The 17907-nt window shown below is 37.4% G+C and carries 21 protein-coding genes and 1 tRNA gene; 13 read left to right on the forward strand and 9 right to left on the reverse strand.

The window, feature by feature from the left end:
* Nucleotides 1–24: 24 nt before the first annotated feature.
* Nucleotides 25–765: a DUF1995 family protein gene (locus VB691_RS12155; RefSeq protein WP_323291755.1), complete on the reverse strand. Its 741-nt coding sequence runs from the start codon at nucleotides 763–765 to the stop codon at nucleotides 25–27.
* Between the two features lie 84 nt (nucleotides 766–849).
* Here VB691_RS12155 and VB691_RS12160 point away from each other — a divergent pair, with 84 nt between their 5' ends.
* Both VB691_RS12160 and VB691_RS12165 read left to right on the forward strand, forming a co-directional pair.
* On the forward strand, nucleotides 850–1404 hold the full coding sequence (locus VB691_RS12160; RefSeq protein WP_323291756.1) for a DUF4126 domain-containing protein: 555 nt from the start codon (nucleotides 850–852) through the stop codon (nucleotides 1402–1404).
* Nucleotides 1405–1627: 223 nt separating this feature from the next.
* Nucleotides 1628–3049, forward strand: coding sequence for a serine/threonine-protein kinase (locus VB691_RS12165; RefSeq protein WP_323291757.1), 1422 nt, complete (start codon nucleotides 1628–1630; stop codon nucleotides 3047–3049).
* Nucleotides 3050–3252: 203 nt separating this feature from the next.
* Here the strand turns inward: VB691_RS12165 and VB691_RS12170 are convergent, their stop codons facing one another.
* Complete coding sequence (locus VB691_RS12170) at nucleotides 3253–3660, reverse strand: metalloregulator ArsR/SmtB family transcription factor (RefSeq protein ID WP_323291758.1); 408 nt, start codon at nucleotides 3658–3660, stop codon at nucleotides 3253–3255.
* A 161-nt stretch (nucleotides 3661–3821) separates the two neighbouring features.
* Here VB691_RS12170 and hetL point away from each other — a divergent pair, with 161 nt between their 5' ends.
* Nucleotides 3822–4535, forward strand: coding sequence for a heterocyst differentiation pentapeptide repeat protein HetL (gene hetL / locus VB691_RS12175; protein WP_323291759.1), 714 nt, complete (start codon nucleotides 3822–3824; stop codon nucleotides 4533–4535).
* A 15-nt stretch (nucleotides 4536–4550) separates the two neighbouring features.
* On the opposite strand, the gene VB691_RS12180 is transcribed toward hetL, so the two are convergent.
* The 5 genes from VB691_RS12180 to VB691_RS12200 form a co-directional block, all read right to left on the reverse strand.
* A complete protein-coding gene (locus VB691_RS12180; RefSeq protein WP_323291760.1) occupies nucleotides 4551–4991 on the reverse strand; it encodes a lysozyme inhibitor LprI family protein in 441 nt (146 codons plus the stop codon).
* Nucleotides 4992–5120: 129 nt separating this feature from the next.
* Complete coding sequence (locus VB691_RS12185) at nucleotides 5121–5594, reverse strand: hypothetical protein (protein WP_323291761.1); 474 nt, start codon at nucleotides 5592–5594, stop codon at nucleotides 5121–5123.
* A gap of 2 nt (nucleotides 5595–5596) precedes the next feature.
* Nucleotides 5597–5920, reverse strand: coding sequence for a polymorphic toxin type 24 domain-containing protein (locus tag VB691_RS12190; RefSeq protein WP_323291762.1), 324 nt, complete (start codon nucleotides 5918–5920; stop codon nucleotides 5597–5599).
* Nucleotides 5921–6024: 104 nt separating this feature from the next.
* Nucleotides 6025–7104, reverse strand: a complete 1080-nt coding sequence (gene acsF, locus VB691_RS12195) for a magnesium-protoporphyrin IX monomethyl ester (oxidative) cyclase (protein ID WP_323291763.1) — start codon at nucleotides 7102–7104, stop codon at nucleotides 6025–6027.
* Between the two features lie 157 nt (nucleotides 7105–7261).
* Nucleotides 7262–7334: transfer RNA gene (locus tag VB691_RS12200), tRNA-His, on the reverse strand.
* Between the two features lie 109 nt (nucleotides 7335–7443).
* Here VB691_RS12200 and VB691_RS12205 point away from each other — a divergent pair.
* From VB691_RS12205 to VB691_RS12215, 3 genes are all read left to right on the forward strand, one after another.
* Nucleotides 7444–7824: a DUF4359 domain-containing protein gene (locus VB691_RS12205; protein WP_323291764.1), complete on the forward strand. Its 381-nt coding sequence runs from the start codon at nucleotides 7444–7446 to the stop codon at nucleotides 7822–7824.
* 5 nt (nucleotides 7825–7829) lie between these two features.
* Nucleotides 7830–8615 carry a segregation/condensation protein A gene (locus VB691_RS12210; RefSeq protein WP_323291765.1) on the forward strand — a complete coding sequence of 262 codons (786 nt, stop codon included), beginning with the start codon at nucleotides 7830–7832 and terminating at the stop codon, nucleotides 8613–8615.
* Nucleotides 8616–8703: 88 nt separating this feature from the next.
* Nucleotides 8704–9867, forward strand: a complete 1164-nt coding sequence (locus VB691_RS12215; protein ID WP_323291766.1) for an NDP-sugar synthase — start codon at nucleotides 8704–8706, stop codon at nucleotides 9865–9867.
* Here the strand turns inward: VB691_RS12215 and VB691_RS12220 are convergent.
* The gene (locus tag VB691_RS12220) at nucleotides 9847–11082 is read right to left on the reverse strand and encodes a lipid-A-disaccharide synthase-related protein (RefSeq protein ID WP_323291767.1); all 1236 of its coding nucleotides are present in this window, start codon (nucleotides 11080–11082) and stop codon (nucleotides 9847–9849) included. The two genes, VB691_RS12215 and VB691_RS12220, sit on opposite strands and share 21 nt — an antisense overlap.
* A 4-nt stretch (nucleotides 11083–11086) precedes the next feature.
* Nucleotides 11087–11761 (reverse strand): acylneuraminate cytidylyltransferase family protein, encoded by a 675-nt coding sequence (locus VB691_RS12225; protein WP_323291768.1) that lies wholly within the window; start codon nucleotides 11759–11761, stop codon nucleotides 11087–11089.
* 213 nt (nucleotides 11762–11974) lie between these two features.
* Here VB691_RS12225 and VB691_RS12230 point away from each other — a divergent pair, with 213 nt between their 5' ends.
* The 7 genes from VB691_RS12230 to VB691_RS12260 all read left to right on the forward strand — a co-directional run bounded on the left by VB691_RS12230 (nucleotide 11975) and on the right by VB691_RS12260 (nucleotide 17809).
* On the forward strand, nucleotides 11975–12325 hold the full coding sequence (locus VB691_RS12230; RefSeq protein WP_323291769.1) for an ATP-binding cassette domain-containing protein: 351 nt from the start codon (nucleotides 11975–11977) through the stop codon (nucleotides 12323–12325).
* 129 nt (nucleotides 12326–12454) lie between these two features.
* Nucleotides 12455–13168, forward strand: a complete 714-nt coding sequence (locus VB691_RS12235) for a Wzt carbohydrate-binding domain-containing protein (RefSeq protein WP_323291770.1) — start codon at nucleotides 12455–12457, stop codon at nucleotides 13166–13168.
* 418 nt (nucleotides 13169–13586) lie between these two features.
* Nucleotides 13587–14804 carry an ABC transporter ATP-binding protein gene (locus VB691_RS12240; RefSeq protein ID WP_323291771.1) on the forward strand — a complete coding sequence of 406 codons (1218 nt, stop codon included), beginning with the start codon at nucleotides 13587–13589 and terminating at the stop codon, nucleotides 14802–14804.
* A 90-nt stretch (nucleotides 14805–14894) separates the two neighbouring features.
* Nucleotides 14895–15662 (forward strand): class I SAM-dependent methyltransferase, encoded by a 768-nt coding sequence (locus VB691_RS12245; protein ID WP_323291772.1) that lies wholly within the window; start codon nucleotides 14895–14897, stop codon nucleotides 15660–15662.
* Between the two features lie 5 nt (nucleotides 15663–15667).
* The gene (locus VB691_RS12250; RefSeq protein WP_323291773.1) at nucleotides 15668–16645 is read left to right on the forward strand and encodes a class I SAM-dependent methyltransferase; all 978 of its coding nucleotides are present in this window, start codon (nucleotides 15668–15670) and stop codon (nucleotides 16643–16645) included.
* A gap of 31 nt (nucleotides 16646–16676) precedes the next feature.
* Nucleotides 16677–17666: a hypothetical protein gene (locus tag VB691_RS12255; protein ID WP_323291774.1), complete on the forward strand. Its 990-nt coding sequence runs from the start codon at nucleotides 16677–16679 to the stop codon at nucleotides 17664–17666.
* The gene (locus tag VB691_RS12260) at nucleotides 17663–17809 is read left to right on the forward strand and encodes a hypothetical protein (RefSeq protein ID WP_323291775.1); all 147 of its coding nucleotides are present in this window, start codon (nucleotides 17663–17665) and stop codon (nucleotides 17807–17809) included. The genes VB691_RS12255 and VB691_RS12260 overlap by 4 nt, the downstream gene beginning before the upstream one ends.
* Nucleotides 17810–17907 lie beyond the last annotated feature (98 nt).

Raw genomic sequence — 17907 nt, forward strand, 5'->3', positions numbered from 1 at the left:
AAAATGGGCAAATTTAACAGAAAACTATTGACTTAATGCCTTTAAAAATCGCTGCATATTAGCAAACATTCCTGATTTTTTCGGTTGGGGAATATTACTATTATCTTCCTCCCCTGTAGTAGCTTTAAGAATCAAGTTTTCTAAGGCTTCTCCCATGGGTTTTTGGGTTTCTTCGGCAATTAATTCATAACCACTATCTCGCTCTAAATAAACATACCAAGGAGAAGGATAGGAACGCAACACCGCAACCCCATCTAAGGGACGAAAATAATAAACTGATTCAAGGGTACTAATAAACCGTTCTCGCAGTTGACGGGCAGCGTAACCAATGCCCACAATAGACACATCTTCTAATTGGGGAATGAGGAGAATAACGGGGCGATCGCCCGCTAAATTACACAATTTTTCGACTGTTCCCACTTCTACCGAGGAAGGGCAAACCAACAAAAACGCCTCGTCTGCGTCGGAAATTTTGCTTTCTATGGCTGTCGCACGACTGCCCAAGTCTGTTACGCTAAAAGGGGTTTCTCCCCAGTCTCGACGGGCTAAAGCTGCTGCCCCCGTATCAGGAAAAATCACTTTTAACCCTGATTCTCGCCCCTCAAATAATGAGGTAAACTCTAAGGCGAGGGCTTGGGCCTGTAAAGCAATTTCAGGGATGATTAGTTCTAGGGAAATACGGCCAACCCCTGCTTCTAGGGCTAGTTTTGCGGCTTCTTTGGCTTGAGAGATGGCTTGTTCTAAACTGTTGGGAACTTCGAGCATAGTGGCTATGGTTTCGGCGATCGCTTATTAACCATTGTACAGGAATGGGGAACGTTTAACAGTCAAAAATCAACAAATAAGAGAATGATTATTGGTATTTTAGCGGTACTTTCCGCTTCAGCGGCCGCGGGAATGAGAATTGCTTTACCCTTATTAATTATTGGCTTACTTCGCAGTGATTTGTGGTCAGAAGTTCCCCTACTTTCTTCACTTCCTCCTCAAGTTTTAATTGGCATTTTAACCAGTTGGTCATTATTTGAATTATTTGGCTCTAAAAAGTTATTAGGACAGCGCATTTTACAGATTATACAATTAATTTTTAGTCCATTAGTAGGAGGATTATTAGCAGTAACTGTCGTAAAAATAGCTAACTTAGAAATGGAACCTTTATGGTTAATTGGGGTGATTGGTGGATTATTTGCCCTACTTTTAAAGTTAGTTCAAGTAGGCTGGTTTTTTAGGTTACGGGGTTTACCTATTTGGGTGATTTGTCTTGAAGATGTGATTTGTGTTTTGTTAGTTTTGTTTGCATTTAATGCGCCTAAAAATGGGGGATTAATTGCTTTAATGTTATTATGGATTGCGATTAGAAGCTCTACGGCTTGGCGACAATGGTATAGTACAAATCAGAAGTCGTAGGGGCTTAATATTATTAAGCCCCTACAGAAGTCAGAGCATTGAAATCATTGCGATAATTTAACAAAAAATCTTTATTAGAAGATTAATAATTATCATGATTTGTAGGGATTTAACACTGTTAAATCCAATTTTTTTGGTCATTTTGTTACAGGGATGATAGAAATCTCTTAAGTATGGGTAAACTAAGATTATTATAGGTTATCTTAACAGGATGAAAAGGAATATGAGTATTTTTCCTGATTTTTCTCATCATAATTATACAATTATTCAAGAGTTAGGCCGTAACCGAGAGGGGGGACGTATTAGCTATTTAGGTGAGTCTCTAGAGACACAGCAAAAGGTTGTGATTAAGCAATTTAGGTTTGTTGATGCTGATGCGAGTTGGACAAGTTATAAGGCCTATGAACGAGAAATTTCTATCTTAGAAACCCTAGATCATCCTCGTATTCCTCATTATCTTACTTCCTTTGAAACTGAGGATGGATTTTGTATGGTACAAGAATATAAAGAGGCCCCATCTTTAGCGAATAAATCTAATTTTTTGCCTGAACAAATTCAAAAAATTGCTATTTCTGTGTTAGAAATTTTAGTTTATTTACAAAATCATATACCGCCTATTATTCATCGAGATCTTAAACCAGAAAACATCTTAATTGATAATAATCTAAATGCTTATTTAATTGATTTTGGCTTAGCAAAAATTAGGGATGGAGAAGTTGCTAATAGTAGCATTGCTGCGGGTACACCTGGGTTTATGCCTCCTGAAGAATTGTTTAATCGTCCCTTAACAGAAGCATCTGATCTTTATAGTTTAGGGGCAACTTTAATCTGTTTATTAACTCATACTTCTTCTAGTAATATAAGTCAATTAATTGATGAGGATTATTGCTTTAAATTTAATCATTTAATAGTTAAATTAAATCCTCAATTTATTACCTGGTTAAGTACCTTAGTTAACCCCTTACCCAAACAACGTTATCCTAATGCTGAAATAGCTTTAAATGATGTGCGATCGCTCAATATTAACGCATTACTAATTCCCAATAAAAAACCTTTCTTATTCTATTCTTTTGCTAAAGCAGTAATGGGATTTATTATGTTAGGGTTTTTAATGGGTGGTGTTGTTAATATACGGCGTTTTTTCTCCTCACTTAATACAAATTATCAAATCAATGTTAATCCAAATTTATCTAATGGGGAAGCATGGTATCAAGAAATTAAACCTCATTGTAATTCAGTAGAAGTAGGGACAGCAATGAAAAATTCTCCCCCTCCTAATACATCTGATGGAATTGGTTTGGCTGCCGGATGTTATGCTTTAGCAGGTAAAATTGAGCAAGCTGATCAACTCATTCAAACATTACCTAAAACTGAACAATTTACAGCAGCAGGAATTGTATTTGCCATTGGACATCCGGTTGCAGATGCAGGAGATGATGAGTCTGCTGGGCCTATAATGGAGTTAGTAATTAAATATCAACCTGAGAATTTTATGGCGGTTTATCATGCAGGAATGTCAGAATATGTATTAGGTGATTATGCAAAATCTAAAGCTAATTTAACTAAGTTTTTAGAGCTTTATCAACAGAATGATGGTTGGCGAAGTAATGCCATTGAAGTGTTAAATCGGATGAATAATGAATAATGAATAATGAATAATGAATAATTGCCTCTCCCTAAAGATGATAGGATTGTTAAAAGCGGAAAATATCTGAATTATTTCTTCTTCAGCAACAAGGCAAAAGAGTAGATGCTCAAAAAATATTAGAACTTCTTAAACAATTGCGGTCAATAAACTAGCTAATTTACCATTAATGTAATTACCAAGGCTATTCCTAGGAATGATCACTAAAATGATTGTTGAAACATTTTAAGAGACTCTAAATGTTGATTTTGTTGTTGTAATTGGGTGGCGATAGAATTACAAACTAAATCACATAAAGGAAAAACTAAGGGGTTTGCGATCGCATAAAATACATTGACACCTTCTTGGGTTCGGGTGACAATTCCTGCTTGGGTTAATAGTTTTAAATGTTTAGATACATTCGCTTGTCCTAAACCCGTCATTTCGATGATTTGAGAAACATTTTTTTCTCCACTTTTTAAGGCGCAAACAATCTGTAACCGACTCACTTCTGATAATACTTTAAAGAAGTCTGCAATCATGGCCAAAACCGTCGGGGATAACTTAGAAATCTCCTCATTTCCTAATAATGTCGTCTCGGTAGATAAGCTTGAGTCGGTAAGTTTCAGCATATTGTTATATCGTTAACAAACTATGTATACATATTATGATTCTTTATTATAGCTTAATTAATGCCAAGTTCTCATATTACCAAATAGTTGTACATTAAGAGAGGAGAGTGATCCCTCTCCCTCTCAGACCTTAAAATAAAGATGGATAAAGGGAATAAACAATGAAATTAGACGATTTATTAAGTAAATATGGTCTTGGGCAGAGAAATTTTCAGCATATTGTTTTACAAGAGGCAGATTTAACCGAAATTAACCTCTCAGGTGCAAATTTTGAGGGATCAGATTTTCGTCAGGGGCGATTAGGAAAAAGTAATTTTTGTCAAGCAATCTTAAGAAAAGTTGACTTAAGTGAGTGTATTCTCTGGGGGACAGATTTACGAGATGCTGACTTATCCCAATCTATTTTAAGAGATGCGGATCTCAGTGGGGCAAAATTAATCGATGCTAACCTCACAGATGCTTATTTAGGTAAAGCAAGTTTGTGTGGGGTAAATTTAACAGGGGCGACATTATTACGGGCTATTTTGTATGATGTAGATTTGCGGCCTACCTCTGAAAGACGAACCAATTTAGGCCAAGCAAATTTAAGTTATGCTGACTTATGTTATGCCAATTTAAGTGCAGCTTTATTATATCAAACCAATTTATCTGGTGCCAAGTTATGTCGGGCAAAATTAAGTCTAGAACCCTATAAATCTCCTTTTTCAACTGATTTAACAGAAGCCAATTTACAAGGGGCAGATTTAAGCTATGCTGACCTAAGTAATGCCATTTTAGTTAATGCTAATTTACAGGGGGCAGATTTAACGGGAACTATCTTAACAGATGCAGATTTAAGAGGTACAATTATGCCAGATGGGGCAAGACATCAATAAATTTTCAAGATTGATTTACCATGATATTCCTGTTGATAATTGTTTTAATTCTTCAACCCGTCGAATAGTCATAATAGCTTCGCAACGGGTTTTCCATTTCTCAGAAAATCGAGCATCACGATAATAATAATTAACTAAACCACATTGAGATTCTTTTAGTTTAATCCAGGCTTGCTGCATGGTTTGTAGATATTCTTTTTCCTTGGTATCTGCGGTTTTCATTAATTGTTGGTATAGTTGATTTAATTCTCGATCTGCATTTTCAAAAGCAATTGTATTACATTGAACAACAGTAGATTCTGCAAAGGGAATTCCTGGACATTTAATTTCTGTACCATCAAAATAACTCCCTGTGGGATCATCAGCATAGGAGGGTAAGGCAACAGTTACACTTAAAATTGAAATACCTAAAACTGAAAATAAATTATATTTAAGGTTGAATTTTTTTCTATTCATTAGATTGAACTCCTGCTTTGAAAATTTGCTTTGCTGTTAAGTTTAATCCGAAAAAAACAACAGTAATAAGTTTATAATTCTTTCTGAATTAAAGCATTAGAGAGAAAAGGCAGATTAAACAATAATAATCTAAAAATAAGACTGGTAAAACGTCACAGTTACAGTGTCCTCGTCATGTTCACAACAAACAACAAATCGCAAATGAGGATAAACTAATTTGAGGTGATTTTCCCACATTTGTCTGATGGCTTGTCCTAGATAACAAAGATTATTAATTCCAACTCGATTACTGCCTGAAAATAAATCATCGATATGTTGATGATTCATTACTTTTTCAATTGCTTTGATATCATTTCCGAGTTGTTGTTTCCACTGTTGATAAATAGCCTGATCAAAAGCTTCTGCCAGAAAAATTCCTCCATCATATTCGATAAATTCTGGACAAAAAAGAGTCGCTAATATGATGGCAACTTCTGCACGAGACGCTCGAAAAAGATAATCCCAAGGAGAAAAATCTTCCCCATTAATAGCTTTCCACCGTTGAAAATTCTTCAGGTTATCAATATCAGGTCGTAAGTCTCTTATTGCTGGTTTTAGTATCATGGTTAAGGAATTTCATCCATTCTGGCAGGGCGAACAGTTCTTGAGGCTTGGACAAATATAGTTCCTCTCGGACTTTTGTTATGATTGTACTCGACAACGTGAGGTGTAGGTATATCAGCATGGGATCTTCCCCTCAAGTCTACTCGCTTAATTGCTTTTCCATTATCATCATACACAATATAGCTTGTAATATTGACGTTATCGCTACGATATAGCACTTCTCTCGGTTTAGCTTGAGTAACAGGAAAATTACCCTGAAAACGCTTTCCCTGAGCTATCAAATCAGCAGCAGGTATGCCAATTGTCCAATCAACGGGTCTGACCACTTAATTTATTTTGGAAAATCATCTTCTACAAACTTACCTATGGTCAAGTTAACCACAAAAATAAAAACCGTAGGGTGAGCATTGCCCACCCTACCATAATTAAATTAACGAACTGTTCCCCGTAATGCTTCTGCATCAATGGGTTTAAGTAAATAAATCCGTAATAAATCCCCAACAATACCCGCAATTAAAGGTACTTTACGCAAAGTTTTAACCACTTTATTGCCGTTGCTTTCTTCAATGGCTTTCATTTGCTGATTGCGTTCAGAACAGCGTTGTAAACGGGGATAAAACTCAGGATGATCTACATCTAAAACACTGGGAAATGCTCTGGCAGAAGTTTCATTGGTTTTGCGAATTACTTCCTTATCAAACTCCGTTGCATCTAACCCCAAAGACTCATAAAAACTAGCTCTTTCATGCACCGTTAAGGTATGGGTTGCAAACACAGATAGGAGGAAAAAACGACTCCATAAACGAGATTGCCAAGTGTTCCAAAGTTTAGGTTGAGAACGTAATAAAGCGTTGAAAATATCCCCATGACGGTTCTCATCTTGACACCAATTTTCAAACTTCTTGAAGATTGGATAAAATTGCTTTTCGGGATGCTTTTCTAAGTGACGGAAGATGATTATATAACGCCAATAACCAATTTTTTCAGAGAGATAAACGGTGTAAATTACCCACTCTAAAGGAAAGAATGTATAGGTGCGAGTTTTGGTAACAGTGGCTAAATCTAAGGATAGATTAAAATCAGCCATTGCTTTGTTTAAGAAACCAGCATGACGCGCTTCATCCCTGGCCATTAAATGAAACATTTCTGATAGAATAGGATTGCGGCCTTTGAGTTTACGGGATAATTCTTTAAACAGTAAGAATCCAGAAAATTCCGAAATGCAAGAGCGTTCTAAATACTCAATAAACCCCTCTTTGGTGGTTTCATCTAAGTTATCCCAACAACCTCCCTTAAAATCATCGTCACGGACGAAATGATTACGGTTGTAGTCGTTCCGCATTTCCGTCAACATCGCTTGTAACTCTGACTCTTGCTCCGTTAAAGAAAGATTAGCGGCGGTTTCAAAGTCTGTAATATAGAAGCGAGGAGTGAGCAGCGTTTCCTCGGTGGGTGCTTTTGTTCCAGGTTTCAGTTGCTCTGCGCTTGGTTTAATTGGAGTCTTAACCATAACCATTCCTATATAACCGAATAGTTATATTATCCTATGCTTAGATTACTTTGTCTATCCCTGTTTGCAAAAGTTTAGAAAATGTCCTAACCGTCGGGATCGGTTGCATAAGCAGGGGTTTTGCTGAAAACCTCTTTCCTTCATCGAGAAGACTGAGGGCGAACGATGGGACTTGAACCCACGAATGGCGGAACCACAATCCGCTGCCTTAACCACTTGGCTACGCTCGCCATAACTATAGTTTATCATAACACAGGTTTTTTTATTTAATGTTTAGTTAAACTAAGGTTGATTCCAGTAAGCTAATCTCAAACCTATAGTCAATCCTAACCAAAGATCATGGAAGCGTTACATTTAGTAACAGTTTTTAGCGGAGTTGCTTTAGGAGGGGTCGGAGCCTGTCTGATCCTTACGAACCCTGGACAAAGCGACTACGAAAGTTATGCCACAGAAGCCCTCACCACCTATTTGAAACAAGAAGTTTGTGTTCAAGCCTCTGGAAACTTCGGGGGTTTTCTCTCTAGCTACTGTAAAACCTTCGTGGATACAGGAAGACCCCATATCCAAAAGGTGATTGCCAACAAAACCATTCGCCAGAATTATGTCCTGTTCAGTATTTATGAAACAGAATTATTTTTGCCTTCCCCGGTTCCCAATTATCAATTTGAAACCATTGGGGCCTTTCAGCAATTTTATACCTATCAAGCGGATCAATTTTAGACAAAATGACTTCATCCTCTGCTACCGAGGCGATCGCCACCTTAATTAACTTGGCTCAACAAGGAGAAATTGATCCTTGGGATGTTCAAGTCATTGACGTAATTGATCGCTTTTTAAATGAATTGGGAATAACCCAATATTCAGACAATATCTATCAACAGGCAACTCTACCAAAGTCCGGTCAAGCCTTTTTATGGGCCTCAATGTTGGTTCGTTTTAAGGCCGATACCTTAGAGCAACTGGGGAACAATGATCCTCAAACAGAAGAATTAATTGAGTTAGAGGAAATTACGGATGAAACCCGTAGACATTTTCGCGGCTTTGATCTCGAAAAACATTTGCGTCGTCGCAGTGCGGCCCCACCGACTCGCCAACGTCGTGTCACCCTTCAAGAACTTATTACCCAGATTGAAGAAATTGCCGAAGAATTAGAAAAATCAACCCCCTCTCCTCGTCGCCGCCAGACACCTCGTCTTCAATCACAACGAGAAGCCATGGCAATTGTGACTCAATTAGCCCATCAAGAGAATTTAACGGAATTAGCGGCCCAACTCGATCAATTTTTCCAGGAACAGTTACTAGAATTGACTAACTCTCAATCTCAATTCGAGCTTGAAGAATTATTAAACCGATGGCATCAAGTCCAGCCTCCTCATGACGGAGAGAGTAAACAAGATCGAGTTGGCATCTTCTGGGCCCTTTTATTATTATCCTCCCAATCTAAGGTGGAATTATCCCAATCAGAATTTTACCAAGATCTCAAAATTCAAGTCCTTTCGGCAATTGAATAAAATTATCTTCAGGATTTTTAAAGGCTAAATGGTAAACTGGCCATTGTCACCTTAAACGTTTGTGGCAAAGATTGAGGAAATAGTATTCATGAAAGCCATGATTCTGGCCGCTGGTAAAGGAACCCGTGTCCGTCCCATTACCCACACGATCCCCAAACCCCTGATCCCTATCCTTCAAAAGCCTGTGATGGAGTTTTTGCTGGAACTCTTACGACAGCATGGCTTTGACCAAATCATGGTAAATGTCAGTCATCTCGCAGAAGAAATTGAAAGTTATTTCCGTGATGGCCAGAGGTTTGGGGTGCAAATTGCCTATTCCTTTGAGGGACGCATCGTAGATGGAGATTTAGTCGGGGAAGCCTTGGGATCAGCAGGGGGAATACGACGTATCCAAGATTTTAATCCTTTTTTTGATGATACTTTTGTTGTTTTATGTGGCGATGCTTTGATTGATTTGGATTTAACGGCAGCCGTGAAATGGCACAAAGAAAAAGGGGCGATCGCCACAATTATTACAAAATCAGTACCGAGAGAAGTGGTTTCCAGTTACGGTGTGGTTGTTAGCGATGAAGAAGGGCGGATTCAAACTTTCCAAGAAAAACCTTCCATTGAAGAAGCTCTTAGCACCGATATTAATACAGGGATTTATATTTTTGAACCCGAAATTATTGATTATATTCCCCCCAATCAAAAATATGATATTGGGGGTGAGTTATTTCCAACCTTAGTGGCCAAGGGTGCGCCCTTCTATGCCGTTAATATGGACTTTGAATGGGTTGATATTGGGAAAGTACCGGATTATTGGCACGCTATTCGCGGGGTATTATCACGGGAAATCCAAAATGTCCAAATTCCCGGCGTTGAGGTTAAACCTGGGATTTATACTGGGTTAAATGTGGCGGTTAATTGGGATAAAGTTAATATTCAAGGGCCCGTATACATCGGCGGTATGACTCATATTGAAGATGGGGCGACAATTATTGGCCCCAGTATGATTGGCCCTAATTGTTGGATTTGTAGCGGTGCTACTGTCGATAATAGCGTCATTTTTGAATACTCTCGTTTAGGGCCAGGGGTTCGCCTTGTTGATAAACTGGTCTTTGGGCGGTACTGTGTGGATAAAACAGGGGCCGCCATTGATGTCCAAGCAGCAGCCCTCGATTGGTTAATTACTGATGCGCGTCAAACCTTGCCCCAGGAAAACCATAATCGACAACAGGCGATCGCTGAGTTACTTAATCAAGAGATCTAAACATTCAGCAATTCTCGCCCCCGCCCCTGGATTTCCCAGGCGTTTTCGACCATTTTCGGCAATTAGTTGTAATTTTTGGGGATCTTTAAGCAAGGTGATCAGCATATTACCTGCTTGCTTGGGTGTTTCTATTAAAGTGACAGAACAACCTAATAAGCGAGTTTGTGCCTCAGCAAACTTGGGGGTAAACTGTGGCCCCTCTCCAGGAAAGATAAGGACAGGTTTACCGAGGCCGACAAATTGTTCGGTGGCGGTTCCGGCCATGGCCATGCCAACATGAGCTAATTGTAAACAATTTCGATAACTATGTTGAGTGAGGATCAGAGTTGCGTTGTTTTGAGTAAAGGTTAAGGCCTCAGCATCTTGAAGCTCAAGGGGGATGTTTCCTGAAGGTTGAAATATCCAACCATTAGCCATCAAATCTTGCTGGAAAGGGGTTAAATTGAGGCTAGGAGCGATCGCAGCTAAAAAGATAAGAGAGTGACCAGAAAAGGCCGTCATCACTGTTTGAACCCCTTCTAGGATGATTTGCCAATTACGTTGAGCTTCAGGCATTCTTGAGCCAGGCAATAATAGAATAATGAGGGGATTAGTGGTTAAATTGACATTTATGGGTTGACTGAGAGAAAATCCATCCATCATCGGATTACCTAAGTCAAAGACAGGAATTGGCCACTGTTGTAAAATTTTGGCCGTTAAAGTATCTCTAGGAAAAACCCCCCGACAATGGGGACGACTCATTAACCAACGTTCCCAAGGAAAATACATTGATCCCAACCAACGATCAAGATTAGAAGTTGAAGACAACCACCCCATTTCATCTCTGAGATAATATTCAGATTTAGCTGTTCCTATAAACCAATAATCAGCACCGCTTAACCAAGCCAAAAATAATGGCACAATATCCCCAACGGCCAAGATTTTGCCTCCGGTTTTTCCCCATTGACGAATAGTTTGATATTGATGATAAGTTAAGGCTAATAGTCCCCCTTGAACATCGCGCCAAAGTTGCCCTAAATTTTGATTAAACCCGCCCGAAGGCATAGTTTTAACCGTGCCAATAATAGGAATATTGAGCTTTTGATAAACATAACCTTCCCCTACTAAGGGTAAAGCCGCAATATGGGAAACCGTAGGAAAAGTTTGTAAAGCTTCTACAATAGGAGCAGCGATTTGATCTTCTCCATGACCATTACTTAAGACTAAAATCTCCATAAAGTTAATTAGAATGACTCATCAAAAAGTCTATCATCTCAAAATCATCCACAGAATCAATTTCTAAAGCCGCCATTTCACTCATAACAAACAGAGAAATTTTGCCCCCCAGTCGATTTCCTGTTTCTTTCAGTATCCAAGGTTTAAAAATATAAATTGAGCCATTTTCCACATATTGGGGGTTCATATCTTGACGACGGGGACGATGACGATAATCATAGTTAATAGATTGGGCAACCCCGTCAACCTCCTCCCAGAGAAAGCGATGAGAAGGAGAGACAGATAAAAGGGAGTCCGCTTGTTCCTGTTTTAGTTTTGCGATCGCCTGATCAATCTCTAAACCTGTTCTAATGGGAGAAGTACATTGTAGAAAAACAATTAATTCCGGTATAATTCCCTGATTTTCTAAGTGTTGTAGACTATGAATTAAAGCCGATTCAGAAGAAGCTGTATCATTGGCCAATTCAGGGGGACGGGGGATAATGTTTGCCCCATAAGTAGCTGAAATTGCGGCAATTTCTTCATTATCCGTAGAAACATAAACGTGATCCACCCATTGCGCTTCTTGGGCATCGAGAATAGAATGGGCAATTAAGGGTTTGTCTGCTAAGGGACGGATATTTTTACGAGGAACCCCTTTTGACCCGCCACGGGCCGGAATTATAGCAACTGTTACCATAGTAATCATTTAGGTTTAAGGTATATAATGGCTAGACTACAACGAAATCACTAAGAATTGTTAATCTGTTTCGCTTGGTATATGATATTTTGTTGAAGAAAGCCGATTACCTATTCTTGAGGTTGCAAAAGTGTAACCTGATTCTATTAACCTGTTAAGGTTAATTAGCTTATATTTCAATCTTATAGTTACAGATCCGGAGATTAAATTTAGATGACTGATGAAGTTCTTGTCAAAGTAGAAAATGTTTCAAAAAAGTTTTGTCGCGACCTTAAACAGTCCCTCTGGTATGGGGTACAAGATATTGCCTCAGAAGTGGTCGGACGTAAATATGAACATCAATTACGGGAAGGGGAATTCTGGTCAGTCAGTGATATTTCTTTTGAGTTACGTCGTGGTGAATGTTTAGGATTAATTGGTCCAAACGGGGCCGGAAAAAGTACCCTTTTAAAGATACTTAATGGATTAATTAAGCCAGACAAAGGAAGAATAGAAATGCGGGGCAGAATTTGTTCTTTAATTGAACTGAGTGCTGGATTTAATGCTATTTTAACAGGAAGATAAAATGTCTATAGTCGGGGAGCAGTATTAGGTTTTACTAAAGCAGAGATTGATAAAAAACTCGATAGCATTATTGAATTTTCTGAGTTAGAAGAGTTTATTGATTCTCCGGTAGTTAACTATAGCTCAGGAATGAAAGTGAGGCTAGGGTTTGCCGTTGCTGCTCAAATGGAACCAGATGTTTTACTACTAGATGAAGTGTTAGCTGTTGGAGATGTAGGATTTCGCGCTAAGTGTTTTAATGCTATTTATAAGATGATTCAGAATGCAGCAGTAGTTTTCGTATCTCACAGTATGCCTCAGATCTCTAGAGTTTGCTCTGATATCATAGTTATGGATCGTGGTCAATGTACTTTTCATGGGAAAGATGTAGCCAGAGGAATTAATAATTTTTATTCGCATTTTGCCAAAGAAGAAAAAATCACTTTTGGCACTGGTAAAGCGGTGATCCATAAAGTTGAACTTGAGAGTAATGGAAAGAAAGGTTTAGAATCAATCAACTATCTAGATGAAGTTATACTTAACTTTAATTGTACAATTAATCAAGATATCAAGGAATTTTGTATTGTTGTAAAAATTCTGAGCCAAGAGCTAGAAGATATTGTTTACTGTAACTCATTTTTTAATGGCATTAATTTCACGAATACAGGCTCAACAATGAACATATCTCTAAACCTTGGAAAAGTAAATTTAACCCCAGGTAGCTATGCTTTAACTGCACTCATTGCCGACAAAAATAATGGGGAAGAGTTTTGCTTATATAACAATATCAATCGCTTTGATGTTATTGGTGAATTTTATTGTGGAGCGCGGATACAGCTATGGGGAGATTGGAATGTAAGTTAGTGTTGTTGACACTCTCACCGCTAATCGCTACGGGATGTAGCGGGAGATTCTTGCTTATTCGAGATCGCCAATTAACGCCTAGTTAATTGCTTAACACCCCCGTCAGACCGACTCCACAAGCTTTTTATGTTTTCTGGTTTCTTTCCAGAACACGGACTGCCCGGCCGCAAAAAGTATCGGACTTTTCTAGTCTCTCCAAGTTTTCCCCAAACAGGGATTTGTGTGGTATATAATGGCTAGATTACAACGAAATCACTAAGAATTGTTAATCTGTTTGGCTTGGTATATGATATTTTGTTGAAGAAAGCCGATTACCTATTCTTTAGGTAGCACAAGTGTAACCTGAGTTAATTAACCTGTTAAGGTTAATTAACTTATATTTCAATCTTATAATTACAAATCAGGAGATTAAATTTAGATGACTGATGAAGCTCTTATAAAAGTAGAAAATGTTTCAAAAAAGTTTTGTCGTGACCTTAAACAGTCCCTCTGGTATGGGGTACAGGATATTGCCTCAGAAGTAGTCGGACGTAAATATGAACATCAATTACGGAAAGGAGAATTTTGGTCAGTCAATGATATTTCTTTTGAGTTACGTCGTGGTGAATGTTTAGGATTAATTGGCCCAAATGGGGCCGGAAAAAGTACCCTTTTAAAAATACTTAATGGATTAATTAAGCCAGATAAAGGAAGGATTGAACTTCGGGGAAGAATCGGGTCTTTAATTGAACTAAGTGCTGGATTTAATGCAATTTTAACCGGTCGAGAAAATATATACAGTCGCGGTGCTGTTCTAGGCTTTACTAAAGCAGAAATTGATAGAAAGCTGGATGATATTATTCAATTTTCTGAGTTGGAGGAGTTCATTGATTCCCCTGTAGTTAACTATAGTTCTGGAATGAAAGTTAGATTGGGGTTTGCGGTAGCTGCTCAAATGGAACCCGATGTTTTGTTACTTGATGAAGTTTTGGCGGTGGGAGATATTGGATTTCGAGCTAAATGTTTTAATTCAATTCAAAAGATGATAGAAAATGCGGCTGTGGTTTTGGTTTCCCATAGTATGCCTCAAATATCAAGGGTGTGTTCAGACATTATGGTTATGGATCATGGTAGTTGCGTATTTCAAGGTGGAGATGTTGCTAAGGGAATTGATAAATTTTATTCATATTTTCAAGGAGAAGAAGCTATTGTTAGTGGCAGTGGGAAAGCGAAAATTGATCACCTTGAGTTTGAAAGTAATGGCAAAAAAGGGATCGACAGTATTAACTATTTAGATGAGCTAATTATTCACCTTGATCTCAGCATTGATTCCGATGTCAAATCTTTCAATATCGCTATAATGATTATGGATCAAGAGTTGCAAAATGTAGCGATGTGTAGCTCGGCCTTCAATGGAACTACCTTTGAAAATCCAGGGGGAAAAGCTCATGTTGCTGTTAATTTGGGTAAAATGAATTTGGGAGCAGGAATTTATTCATTGGCAATTTCTGTATTAGAAGTTTCCTCAACTCATGGACATGGGGAATACTTGTGCCGATACCATAATGTTTATAAATTTAAAATGGTTAGTGAGATGTTTACTAGTGCTTCTATACAAATTTTCGGTCAATGGGAAGCAACTTCTGGTATAAGTTGACATTTGAATTACTTCAAATAAGTTCTCAATAGTTTGACGTGATCTAAGTTTTGATATATACTTAAAGTAAGCCATTTAGTGTTAAATTTCATGAAAAATAATTATAAAACCATCCTCAAGAAAAAATTAGCAAAGGGTCTATATAAACTCTTGACCAAGGTTGATCCGTACTTCGAGCAAAAAAAACACTATCCTCTCCAAACTATAAACAATACTCAAGACACTACTAATTGGCCTTCTTATAAAACTCGACCAATGAAAGAAGGAGAAACCCTGCTAACGAAAGCTGTTTCTTTTCCTAATTCTCATGAACATTGTCGAAGTATCTTTGAGTCTTTACCAGAAAGCAAAAGTTATAAGAAGATGCTTGAGATAGGTGGTTCTAATACTTTAAATTCTCAGGATTTTTTTCCTGAACTAGATTATTTTAATATAGATATTGAAGATAATCCTAACTTACCAACTATTGTCGCAGATATTACTCAGACAACTAATTTAGAGCCTGAAAGTGTTGATTTAATAGTGTCTCATCAAACTTTTGAGCATATTGATAGACCTTGGTTAGCTTCACAAGAAATAACTCGTCTGCTCAAACCAGGAGGATTATGTTACATATCAACTGTGTGGTCTTGGAGGTATCATCCAGTTCCTATAGACTATTGGCGGTTTTCTCCAGACTGTCTTTCGTTTCTCTTTAAAGAATTAGACAAAATAGACGCAAATTTTAATATGTATCCCAGAAGAAACGATATGAGAGGTTTTTGGCCGAATAAGTTAGATGCTGTTCCCGTAGATGAGTTAGGAGGATGGCGAGAAAACTGGTTTGTTTACTTTATTGGGATGAAACCGGAGAGATAATTAAAATGAAAATAGTGGTATCTGAAGATAAAACAAATAGATTAGTAGGGATTCATCCTTGTTTTGAGGGATGTCAGGTTTATGAGTGTCAGGAACAAGAATTAGGGTTTACCAAACCGCTTCCGGATCACGAACAAATACTACAGTTTTATGAATCTGGATTTTATATTAAGGATGATAAATTAACAGGGTTAGAGCAAAGATTGCAATTTAGTGAGCAGAGGGCTTTGGCTCAGATTGATTTTATTAAACCTTTTTTACCTGAAGCTAAAGTTTCGAGCGTATTAGATATTGGTTGTTCAGATGGCTCTTTGATCTGCTTATTTAGTGAACTTAATTATAGAGTGACTGGTTATGAACCTGATAGTAAAATGGCAATTTTTGCCAAGGAACGACTCAAGACAAAACCAGGAAAATCTGAAATTGTCAATGAAATGTTTGGGATCACAGAAAATAATGATATAAGGTATGACTTGGTGTGTTCATCTCATCTGTTTGAACATATAGCAAATCCCATAGATCATCTGAGTCGATTGAAACAAATTATGAAAGAGGATGGTATCTTGTTCATGGAAATACCTAATCAGTATGGTTTAGGTGTTAAGAACTGTATTACTCCATCTATATTTCCTCCAGCTACTATGCAAGGACACCTATATTTTTACTCCCCTAAATCTATTAGATTAGTGCTGGAAGAAAACGGTTTTAAAATTTTATGTCTTAAAACTTGTGGTAAAAATGTTGAAAATTTCTTTATTAGTCAGAAACAGAAAAGAAAAGCAACGGTCAATATAATGGATAAGGTAAAGAAAAAAATCATAACAATTAATAAGTATGTAAAAAATAGATTTTTGCCAAAAGGAGAAATAAAAAGAGATGAGAACTTAACTAATAAATCAAAATCCCTGTTTCAAACCTATTGGGATGGTGATCAGCAGGGACAATGGATTCGTATTATTGCTACTCCTAAAAACAAAAATTAGTAAATAGTTTATTTGGGAAGGATATTCAAAAATGACTACTAAACCAACTGTATTTGTTCACACAAGTTGCCATGAAATAATGTCAGGAAAGGTTGCTGCCTATAGTCTTAAGCGGATGTCCAGCAACACCGACAAATTTGATGTCAAGCTCATTGAATTAGAAAATTATCCTCATTTAATCAAGTATCATGGCCATCGATGTATTCGTAATAATCGGGACGCGGCTTGGTACAAAGATGTGCCTCAATCTTTTTTACCTCTCCGTTTTATTGTGCCTCAATTGATGGGTTATCAAGGTAAAGCTATTGTCATTGATCCTGATATTTTTGCGGTATCAGATGTTTATGAGTTACTGGAAAGAGATATGAAGGATAAGGCAATTTTAGCTAGACCAATCTATGCAAAAGATAAAATAATTGGTCATAATTCTAGCGTAATGCTTCTTGATTGTAGTAAACTAAAACACTGGCAATGGGAACAACAAATAGATGAAGTTTTTCAACTAAAAAGAGATTTACAAGATTGGATATTTCTACGAACAGAACCAAGAGATTCGATGGGAGAACTTGAAGAAGAATGGAATCATTATGATACTCTCAATGAAAAAACCAAACTATTACATAACACGAATCAAATCACACAGCCTTGGAAGACAGGTTTACCTTATCATCCGTCTCGATTGAATAATAATGTACAAGGATTTGCCTCGCTGAAGTTACAATTAATATCTGGTTATAATCAGCTTAAAAAATCCCGTAGCCACAGAGAATCATTAAAGTCTATTCAACAATTATTCTGGTCATCAAAAGCAGAACAATTATATCGGAAACATCCTGATATAAAACAAGAAACTCTCTTCTTTGGTTACTTAAAGGAAGCTTTATTAGCTGGTTTTATAGACGAGGATTTTTTACGAGAACAGATTAAAAAAAGACATATTAGACAAGATATCTTTAACGTCTTGGATGGACTAGGTTCTTTGGGCAAAATAGAAAAAAAATGTAGTTTAAATGAATTATGAGAACAACCAACCATAATAAAAAAGAACTGATTAAAACTCATGGTTATGTAGTCGTTAGAAATGTTCTTTCTACTGATGAAATAAAAAGGCTAAGAAAAGATGAAAGTCGGGTCAATCGAGGGGTTCGATGCCCCGAAGATTGACAAATAAACTTTTACCACAAAATTCTAATTGTATGCTAATATAGTTTATAGCAAATTCAATTCGCGCTAAGTATGTTGAAAGTTGTCAAGGTTCGGCT

The sequence above is a fragment of the Crocosphaera sp. XPORK-15E genome, assembly GCF_034931425.1.
Classification (GTDB): Bacteria; Cyanobacteriota; Cyanobacteriia; order Cyanobacteriales; family Microcystaceae; genus UHCC-0190.